This window comes from Algoriphagus aurantiacus (assembly GCF_035156405.1).
Lineage (GTDB): Bacteria > Bacteroidota > Bacteroidia > Cytophagales > Cyclobacteriaceae > Algoriphagus > Algoriphagus aurantiacus.
This window is the reverse complement of the sequence record NZ_JAXRUT010000004.1, coordinates 313772-322822: the sequence shown is the minus strand read 5'-3', so window position 1 is coordinate 322822 and position 9051 is coordinate 313772. Positions and strand designations below refer to the sequence as shown.

10 protein-coding genes are annotated in these 9051 nt (G+C 41.3%); 7 read left to right on the top strand and 3 right to left on the bottom strand.

All coding sequences use genetic code 11. The features are described 5' to 3' along the window. The 4 genes from SYJ56_RS06635 to SYJ56_RS06620 form a co-directional block, all read left to right on the top strand. On the top strand, positions 1–238 hold a 238-nt coding region (locus tag SYJ56_RS06635; RefSeq protein ID WP_323832854.1), incomplete at its 5' end, for an OmpA family protein. Positions 239–303: 65 nt separating this feature from the next. Beyond that, entirely contained in the window at positions 304–948 is a 645-nt protein-coding gene (upp, locus tag SYJ56_RS06630) for a uracil phosphoribosyltransferase (RefSeq protein ID WP_323832853.1), read from the top strand. Between the two features lie 7 nt (positions 949–955). Then, positions 956–1894 (top strand): calcium/sodium antiporter, encoded by a 939-nt coding sequence (locus SYJ56_RS06625; protein WP_323832852.1) that lies wholly within the window; start codon positions 956–958, stop codon positions 1892–1894. Then, positions 1894–2352, top strand: coding sequence for a hypothetical protein (locus SYJ56_RS06620; RefSeq protein WP_323832851.1), 459 nt, complete (start codon positions 1894–1896; stop codon positions 2350–2352). Before SYJ56_RS06625 ends, SYJ56_RS06620 begins: the two co-directional genes overlap by 1 nt. Here the strand turns inward: SYJ56_RS06620 and sdaAA are convergent. Both sdaAA and SYJ56_RS06610 read right to left on the bottom strand, forming a co-directional pair. Beyond that, positions 2341–3249: an L-serine ammonia-lyase, iron-sulfur-dependent, subunit alpha gene (gene sdaAA / locus SYJ56_RS06615; RefSeq protein ID WP_323832850.1), complete on the bottom strand. Its 909-nt coding sequence runs from the start codon at positions 3247–3249 to the stop codon at positions 2341–2343. The genes SYJ56_RS06620 and sdaAA overlap by 12 nt on opposite strands. Positions 3250–3298: 49 nt before the next feature. Then, on the bottom strand, positions 3299–3703 hold the full coding sequence (locus tag SYJ56_RS06610) for an OsmC family protein (protein ID WP_323832849.1): 405 nt from the start codon (positions 3701–3703) through the stop codon (positions 3299–3301). Positions 3704–3773: 70 nt separating this feature from the next. On the opposite strand from SYJ56_RS06610, the gene SYJ56_RS06605 reads away from it, so the two are divergent. The 3 genes from SYJ56_RS06605 to SYJ56_RS06595 all read left to right on the top strand — a co-directional run bounded on the left by SYJ56_RS06605 (position 3774) and on the right by SYJ56_RS06595 (position 5850). After that, positions 3774–4502, top strand: a complete 729-nt coding sequence (locus SYJ56_RS06605) for a hypothetical protein (RefSeq protein ID WP_323832848.1) — start codon at positions 3774–3776, stop codon at positions 4500–4502. 54 nt (positions 4503–4556) lie between these two features. Continuing rightward, on the top strand, positions 4557–5435 hold the full coding sequence (gene lipA, locus SYJ56_RS06600) for a lipoyl synthase (protein ID WP_323832847.1): 879 nt from the start codon (positions 4557–4559) through the stop codon (positions 5433–5435). Positions 5436–5538: 103 nt separating this feature from the next. Then, on the top strand, positions 5539–5850 hold the full coding sequence (locus SYJ56_RS06595) for a DUF3566 domain-containing protein (protein ID WP_323832846.1): 312 nt from the start codon (positions 5539–5541) through the stop codon (positions 5848–5850). A 68-nt stretch (positions 5851–5918) separates the two neighbouring features. Here the strand turns inward: SYJ56_RS06595 and gcvP are convergent, their stop codons facing one another. Further along, positions 5919–8807: an aminomethyl-transferring glycine dehydrogenase gene (gene gcvP, locus SYJ56_RS06590; protein ID WP_323832845.1), complete on the bottom strand. Its 2889-nt coding sequence runs from the start codon at positions 8805–8807 to the stop codon at positions 5919–5921. Positions 8808–9051 lie beyond the last annotated feature (244 nt).

The following is a 9051-nucleotide window of genomic DNA, read 5'->3' as shown; positions in this document are numbered from 1 at the left end:
GAAAAAGAATCCAGGTGTAAGTGTAGAGATCAAAGGATATGCTGACGAATTGGGTCCTGAAGATTATAACATGAAACTTTCTGAAAGAAGAGCTAAGTCAGTTTATGACATCTTGGTAGCTTCGGGAGTAGATGCTTCTAGGCTTTCATACAAAGGTTACGGTGAAGACACTAGCGTTGATAAGTCTTCTGCAGATGCAAGACAAATGGCTAGAAGAGCTAGCTTCGAAGTGAAGTAACTATTATTTCGGTCTTAACTAAAACCCGGTTCCAATGAGCCGGGTTTTTATTTTATCTTCGCACCATGTTTGTTCTATCTGATACCCCATCTATAGCAAATCATTTCCTTCGTGAAATGAGAGACATACGTATTCAAAGTGACCGAATGCGCTTTCGTAGAAATTTGGAGCGAATGGGTGAACTATTGGCCTATGAAATCTCAAAATCTTTTGAATACATTTCTGAGGAAATTGAAACTCCACTTACCTCAACTTCCGCATTAAAACCAATTGAACAACCAGTTATCATATCTGTAATGAGAGCGTCACTACCATTTTACAATGGTTTCTTGAATTATTTCGACCAAGCAGATAGCGGATTTATTGGTGCTTTTCGAGATGAAAGTCAGCCTGGAGAAATCACGGTTCAGTTGGGTTATCACGCTAGTCCAAGCCTAGAAGGGAGAGTTATCATTCTCGCAGATCCTATGCTGGCTACAGGTAAATCATTAGTAGAATCAATCAATACGATTCTTTCGCACGGTACACCAAAGCATATTCATATAGCTTCAGTCATCGCTGCTCCTGAGGGCATCCAATACATCAAAGAAAATGCCCCTTGCATTCATTCACTTTGGGTCGGAGCTATCGACGAGAAATTAAATCACCGATCATACATTGTCCCTGGACTAGGCGATGCGGGCGATCTTGCTTTTGGCCCAAAACTTTAATTACTTCATGCTCCCTTACTTCCTCTTATTTCTTGGTTTGGTCATTCTTCTTTATGGAGGAAAAATCTTAGTGGACGGCGCCTCCGCAATGGCAGTAAAGCTGGGGATGAGTGCAGGATTAATTGGGATGACTGTAGTTGCATTTGGCACATCAGCGCCGGAGTTACTAGTGAGCGTAAATGCTGCGCTCAAAGGGAATAGTGACATTTCAATTGGAAATGTCATAGGATCCAATATTGCTAATATTGCATTGGTGCTTGGAATAAGCGGGATATTTTACCCTATCCTGATTAAGAGAAGTCATATCCGGGTTGATTACCTAGTCACCTTACTTATGTCAATTCTTTTTTATGGATTAGGCTATAACGGTCTCATTGGATTTTGGGAAGGTATCTTACTTTTTGGACTATTCATAGCATTCAATGTCTATCTTTTCAAAAGTCCTGACGTCAACTTAATAGACAATACAGAGGTAGAAGAAGAAATAGAGCAGGTAAAAAATTACTCTTGGTTTGCATCCATTGCCTTATTTGTGGGCGGGGTAGTAGGATTATACTTTGGGTCTGAACTATTAGTCACAAATGCCGTGAAGATCTCCAGAGAGTTCGGCGTTTCAGAACGAATTATTGGAGTGACTATTATAGCTATCGGCACAAGCTTACCGGAGCTAATCACCTCAATAATAGCGGCTTTATCTAAGAGAACGGATTTAGCATTAGGAAATATTCTTGGTAGTAATATCATGAATATTCTATCTATAATCGGCCTCACGGCGATCATTAAGCCGATAGGAGTATCACAAGAGTTTATTGATTCAGATTTCCTATGGATGCTGGGAATTACTCTCCTCTTATTCGTGTTGATGCGTACAAAGATGCGGATTTCTAAAGTTGAAGGATCTCTCCTCTTACTCAGCTACTTTGCCTATTTGTATTTCCTATTATGATGGAAAATATTCTAACCCTTCTTGGAATCTACTTTCTATGTTGGTTCAAGTTTCTTGCTGGACCAATATTAGGATCAGCAGCAGGGTATAGTGTATTGCAAAACGTCTTAGTAACTATTGCGGGAATGATGACCAGTGTGATCATTTTTACGCTTATTGGGTCAAAAATCAAATCGCTTTTTACAAGAAAATTCCCTTCTAAACCCAAACTTGTATTCTCTAAAAAGAATAGAAGGTTAGTTCAACTTTGGAAAAAATATGGCGAAATAGGTATTGCTTTCTTTACTCCACTCCTTTTTACGCCAATTGGTGGAACGCTAATTATGGTGTCTTTTGGAGTTAAAAAAAGACATATTTATTTCCATATGTTATGGAGCGCATGTCTTTGGGCTGTAGTGATCAGTTTAAGTATTGATCAGCTTCTTGCAATCCCATTTGTCAACAGCTTATTCGTCTAGATCGTCATCAGGTAAGATTTCAATATCCTTTATCAAGACGCGCTCTGCAATAGTCTGTCCAGTCAAAGTAGCAGCTAACCCACCCATAGCAGTCTCCTTATACCTGCTTTCCATTGAAGCTCCTACTTCTCCCATTGCCTCCACACATTCATCCACAGGAATTACTGCGCTGACATTTGCCAAAGCTATCTGCGCAGAACTGAATGCTATGGCTGCTGCACTGGCATTTCGAACTACGCAAGGGACTTCTACCAATCCTGCCACTGGATCACAAATTAATCCCAGCATGCATTGAATAGTGACCGCAACTGCATTGAAAATCTGATCTGTATTTCCTCCTAAGCAATACACAATCGCGCCGGAAGCCATCGCGGCTGCTGAACCAGTTTCGGCCTGACAACCTCCAACCGCACCAGCCAAACTTGCCTTTTCCTCAATAATCAAAGCAATACCTGCTCCTACTAAAAGACCTTCGACGATTTGATCGTCGCTCAATCCATGGATTTCTTGAAGTGTAACCAATGTCCCTGGGAGAATTCCGCTTGCACCGGCAGTAGGTGCTGCCACCACTCTACCCATGCAGGAATTGACTTCTTTTGCAGCTAATGCCCGCGAAATTAATTTCTGAAATTCTGGAGAAAGCACTGATAAAGGATGGTTATAAACTTTCTTCGCGCCGTTATTAATCATTCCGGAGCGTGAAGTCATTTCTTCTTCCAAACCAGTTTTCACAGCATCTTTCATTACACCATAAGCCTGCAGAAGACCTGCTTTGATGTGATCATTTGCACCATTTTTCTGATCTACTTCATATTCGATCACTGATTCAGGTAATGATATTTTTCTTTCTTCACAATAGCTTTTCCAGCCCTTGAAAGATTCAAATAAATAGCTCATACAAGATGGGTTTATATACTTTTAAAATGTTGAGCAACTACTTTTATGCTCAGAAATCGAAATTTAATGTCTGCTTGATCTCAGGATCCAAGCTTATGGCCACAGGACATGTCTTGGCTGCATTTTTCAATTTTTGGATCATTGCAGCATCATCTACAGGATTATCCCAACGAAAATCAATAATGATTTCACTTATTTTTCGTGGCGATGCCTGCATTATTTTGGTCACCTCCCACGTCATACTGTCCAAGGAAACAGAATCTCTATTTGCAATAATTCCCATGATCGTCATCATGCAACTCCCTAATGCACTGGCTACCAAATCAGTCGGGGAAAAAGCCTCTCCTTTTCCATTATTATCTACTGGAGCATCTGACAGAATTTTTACTCCTGATTGCAGGTGCTCAGATTCCGTTCTCAAATTCCCTAAATATGAACTTTTTATAGTGGGCATAAACTCTTATTTTTAAAATCAGTTAAAATACTAACACCCAAAAATAGGGCTATATTTTCGACCAACTCGAATGAACAAGCTGAAATTCATTTTACCACTTCTGTTATTCACCTTTTCGATTGAATCATTTGCTCAAAGAGAAGACATAGGCAATTACGAATACGATAAGGAATACATGTTCGGTGTCAACAAAAACACAAATGGAGGATTGATTGGTGGTTTTGTATTCAAAGCAGGAACACGAATTGACGATACGCAGTTTAGCTTCTGGGCTTTGGAATTTTCCAATGTTAAAAACCCAAAGGAAACTCGATACAACACCGTACTGGGCAATAGCTATATTTTCGGAAAGTCAAACTACCTCTATTCGATAAGGCCTCAATATGGTCGCGAAATAATCCTTTTCAAAAAAGCTCCAAATCAAGGCGTTCAAGTTTCTGCATTAGCTGCCGTGGGTCCATCATTTGGTTTAATAGCTCCTTACTACATAGAATATGCGCTGAATCGTGTAGAAACTGTGCGCGAACAATACGACTCAGAAGTACATCAAAGTCTATTTAACATCTTAGGCACTGGTCGACTTTTTGAAGGTATTGGCCAATCAGAATTTGCTTTTGGTGCTAATCTAAAAGCTGCAATATCGTTTGAATTTGGGGTTTTTCGCTCAAATGCAACAGGATTGGAACTTGGATACATGCTCGAAGGTTTTACCAAAGAAATTCCCCTGATCCCAACTACAGAAAATCGTCAGTTGTTCCAGTCCGTGTACTTTACCTTTTTCTACGGGTTCAGACAGTAAGTCAACTTGGGTTTTGCCCGTTGCTGAGTTACCTTTGCACCAAATCAGAAATCAATGATCGAATTACCTGTAATTTCCGAAGAAGCAACTCGAAGAAAAAAGCCGGACTGGCTTAGAGTGAAGCTGCCTGTAGGAAAAGAATACGCCAAAGTCCGCAAGCTGGTAGATGAACATAAGCTTCACACGATTTGCGAAAGTGGCAATTGCCCGAATATGGGTGAATGCTGGGGAGCTGGCACGGCTACTTTTATGATCTTAGGAAACGTCTGTACTCGCTCTTGTTCATTTTGTGCTGTAGCCACTGGCCGACCGCCGGAGTATGATACTGATGAGCCAAGACGGGTGGCAGAAGCAATCAAACTCATGGGAGTAAAACATGCGGTATTAACTTCTGTAAATAGAGATGAGCTAAAAGATAAAGGCGCTGAGATTTGGTATCAAACTGTCATTCAGACTAAAGAACTTTCCCCTGCTACTACCATAGAAACGCTGATTCCTGATGTGAAGTCAAATTGGGATGCACTCTATAGAATGATCAGCGGAGGTCAAGAGGTAGTTTCTCACAATATGGAAACCGTAGAGAGTCTCTATAGAAGAGTTCGTCCACAGGCCAAATATGCCCGCTCATTAGAACAGACTAAATTGACCAAAGAGTTTGGTAAAAGAACCAAAACAGGTATTATGCTTGGTTTGGGAGAGAAAAAAGAAGAAGTATTAAAAGCAATGGATGATCTTGCTGAGCATGGCTGTGATATCCTGACCCTGGGACAATATCTTCAGCCTACCAAAATGCATATTGAAGTTGCCGAATTTATACATCCAGATCTTTTTGCAGAATATAGAGAAGAAGGACTGGCAAGAGGATTAAAATACGTAGAATCAGGACCTTTAGTACGGTCATCCTATCACGCTGAAAGACATGTAAACGTCTAGATATTAAGCTAATCATAATACAGCACACTTTCGGGTGTGCTTTTTTTATGTCTATTTTTTTAATAGTTTAAAGCTATTATTTTCACACTAAACTTTTAAACTAATGGTAAAAATTGAAAAAATTGGAGTTTCCTCTGCTGCTAAAATTTATGGACTGACTCTAGGCATCCTTGGATTTGTAATCGGGATCTTTTATGCACTTTTCTTCTCAATATTTTCTGGAATAATTGGCGATGAGCTCCCTGTTTCAGGGGCTGGCTTGGGTATTGGAATGGCAATTGTCTTCCCAATTATTTACGGAATTATGGGCTTTATAATTGGAGCATTGGGCGCTGTCATTTATAATTTTGTAGCCTCAAAAATCGGAGGCTTGGAAATCCAGCTTTCAGAAGATGATAAATTACCTTTGCTGTAAACAACAAAAGGCTGCCAATCGGCAGCCTTCCATTTTATGTAATGATTCGCATCATCACAGATAATAAATCAAACTTCTTCGCTTGCGTAATCTTCTACAGGAATACAGCTACAAATCAGGTTTCTGTCTCCATAAGCAGAATCAATTCTACGTACACTTGGCCAGAATTTATTCTCTTTCACATAACTAAGTGGGTAAACTGCTTTTTCTCTGGAATAAGGCAAGTCCCAGTTATCTGTAAGAACCATCATCGCGGTGTGAGGCGCATTTTTTAATACGTTTTCCACCCTGTCAGCGGTTCCATCTTCAATTTCCTGGATCTCTGCACGGATTGAAAGCAGCGCATCACAGAACTTATCCAATTCAGCCTTAGTCTCAGATTCTGTAGGCTCGATCATCAACGTGCCCGCAACCGGGAAAGAAACTGTTGGCGCATGGTAGCCATAATCCATCAATCGCTTGGCGATATCTTCTACTTCCACTCCCACTTCCTTGAACGCACGACAATCCACGATCATCTCGTGTGCTGCTCTTCCCTGCGTACCCGTATATAAAATAGGGAAATGATCTTTCAATCTCTCCTTGATGTAATTGGCATTTAGAATTGCCATTATCGTAGCATTCTTCAAACCGTCTCCGCCCATCATTGCGATGTAAGCGTAAGAGATAGGCAAAATACTCGCGCTTCCATAAGGTGCTGCCGAGATGGACGATACAGCCTGCTCTCCACCCGCTTTCACAATTGGATTACCTGGAAGGAAGGGTGCCAAATGACTTGCGACACAGATAGGCCCCATGCCTGGTCCACCACCACCATGAGGGATACAAAATGTTTTGTGAAGATTCAAGTGACAAACGTCAGCCCCGATTCTTCCGGGACTAGTCAAGCCAACCTGAGCATTCATGTTTGCTCCATCCATGTAAACTTGCCCACCGTTTTCGTGAATGATTTCACAGATTTCCTGGATAGCCACTTCAAATACACCGTGTGTGGATGGATACGTCACTAAAAGTGCTGACAGATCATTTGAATGAGCTGTTGCTTTAGCTTTCAAATCTTCAATATCAATGTTTCCTTTTTCGTCACATTTTACCAAAACTACTTTCATTCCAGCCATCACAGCGGAAGCAGGATTTGTGCCGTGAGCGGAAGTTGGGATCAATGCCACATTTCTATGATGATCGCCTCTACTCTGGTGATAGGCACGGATTACCATCAATCCTGCAAACTCGCCCTGAGCGCCAGAGTTTGGCTGTAGGGAAGTATCTGCAAAACCGGTGATTTCATTCAGCCAATGTCTCAAGTTTGCGAAAAGCTCCTGATATCCAGCAGTCTGATCGGTTGGAGCAAAAGGATGCATTTGCCCAAACTCAGGCCAAGTCACAGGGATCATTTCCGCTGTTGCATTTAGCTTCATGGTACATGAGCCCAAAGAAATCATGGAGTGTACCAATGACAAATCCTTATTCTCAAGACGCTTGATGTAGCGAAGCATTTCATGCTCACTCTGGAAATCATTAAATACTGGATGAGTCAAGTATTCCGACTTTCTCACCAAACCTTCTGGTAATTCCAGTTCAATCTCAGAATACAAAGCTGTAAGATCTGGGGCTTCCACTCCTTTTGCTTTCGCAAAAACCTCCACAACTGCAGCGATATCTTCCAATGTCTTAGCTTCATCAAAAGACAAGAACACTGTGTCGTAATCATATCGGAAATTCATTTTCGCAGAAAGTGCCAAAGATTGGATTGCATTAAGTGACTTGGTTTCTATAGCTATTTTGATGGTATCAAAATAATCCTTTGAGGAAACCTTATAATCTAATTGCTCAAGTGCTTTGGCGGTAAGTTTCGCAAGCCCATGAGTTCTTAGCGCAATATTCTTCAGACCTTTTGGCCCGTGATAAACTGCGTAAAAGCTTGCCATCACTGCCAAAAGAACCTGTGCAGTACAAATATTTGAAGTTGCTTTTTCTCTTTTGATATGTTGCTCACGCGTCTGCAAAGCCATTCTATACGCTTTGTTTCCTTCGCGATCCTGAGAAACACCAATGATTCGGCCTGGAATCTGACGCTTATACGCTTCTTTCGTAGCGAAGAAACCTGCATGCGGTCCACCGTAGCCCATTGGCACTCCAAATCGCTGAGAAGAACCAACTACCACATCAGCTCCCATTTCACCTGGCGCTGTCAAAAGTGTCAACGCAAGCAAATCAGCAGCAAAAGCAGTTGTCACATTATTTTCCTTTGCGGCAGCCACAATAGAAGTGTAATCACGTGCTTCACCGTCTGCATCTGGATATTGGAAAAGTACCCCAAAAAGATTCTCGTCTGTCAAGTCCAAAGACTCTATTGATCCGAAAACCAACTCAATTCCTACAGGCTCAGCTCTAGTCTCTAATACCGCTTTAGTCTGAGGGAATACTTTCTGGTCAACAAAGAATTTTGTTGCGTTCTTTTTCTCCCTTGGTTTTACCGCAAAAAGCATATTCATCGCCTCAGCGGCAGCAGTTCCTTCGTCCAGAAGAGATGCATTTGCAAGCTCCATTCCAGTCAGCTCCATCACTACGGTCTGGAAATTGATCAAAGCTTCCAGTCTGCCTTGTGCAATTTCCGCTTGGTATGGTGTATAAGCGGTGTACCATCCTGGGTTTTCCAGTACGTTCCTCAGAATCACACCCGGCACTAAGGTGTCGTAATACCCCAAGCCTATGAACGACTTGAATACTTTGTTTTTTGATGCAAGTTTTTTGAAACCCTTCAGAAACTCTGATTCCAGCTTCGAAGCCGGCAGATCCAAGGGGCGCTCCAGTTGGATAGACTTCGGTACAGTTTGGTTGATTAATTCCTCTAAAGTTGAAGCTCCGATTTTCTCGAGCATTGCTGTGATCTCTGCATCAGTCGGGCCATTGTGTCTGCTCTCAAATTTGACAGCATTAGAAAGATTGATCTTCATATAAGAACGTTAAAGACGATGAACTATTTGGGTTTGAAATTGGCTGATTTTTCAAGGTGCAAAGGTACAATTTATTGAAAGATAATGCTTTCATGAACCCCATTATTTCCTTTTTGTTCAATCAAAATATATAAGCGGTTTATTGTTGGCTAGAAAAATTCTCTAGTTTAGCGCCTGAAATGCAACAGATTGAAATCAAGCCTTTATTCACTTCTCTACATTTTGGAGCGAGCTCAAGGAAATT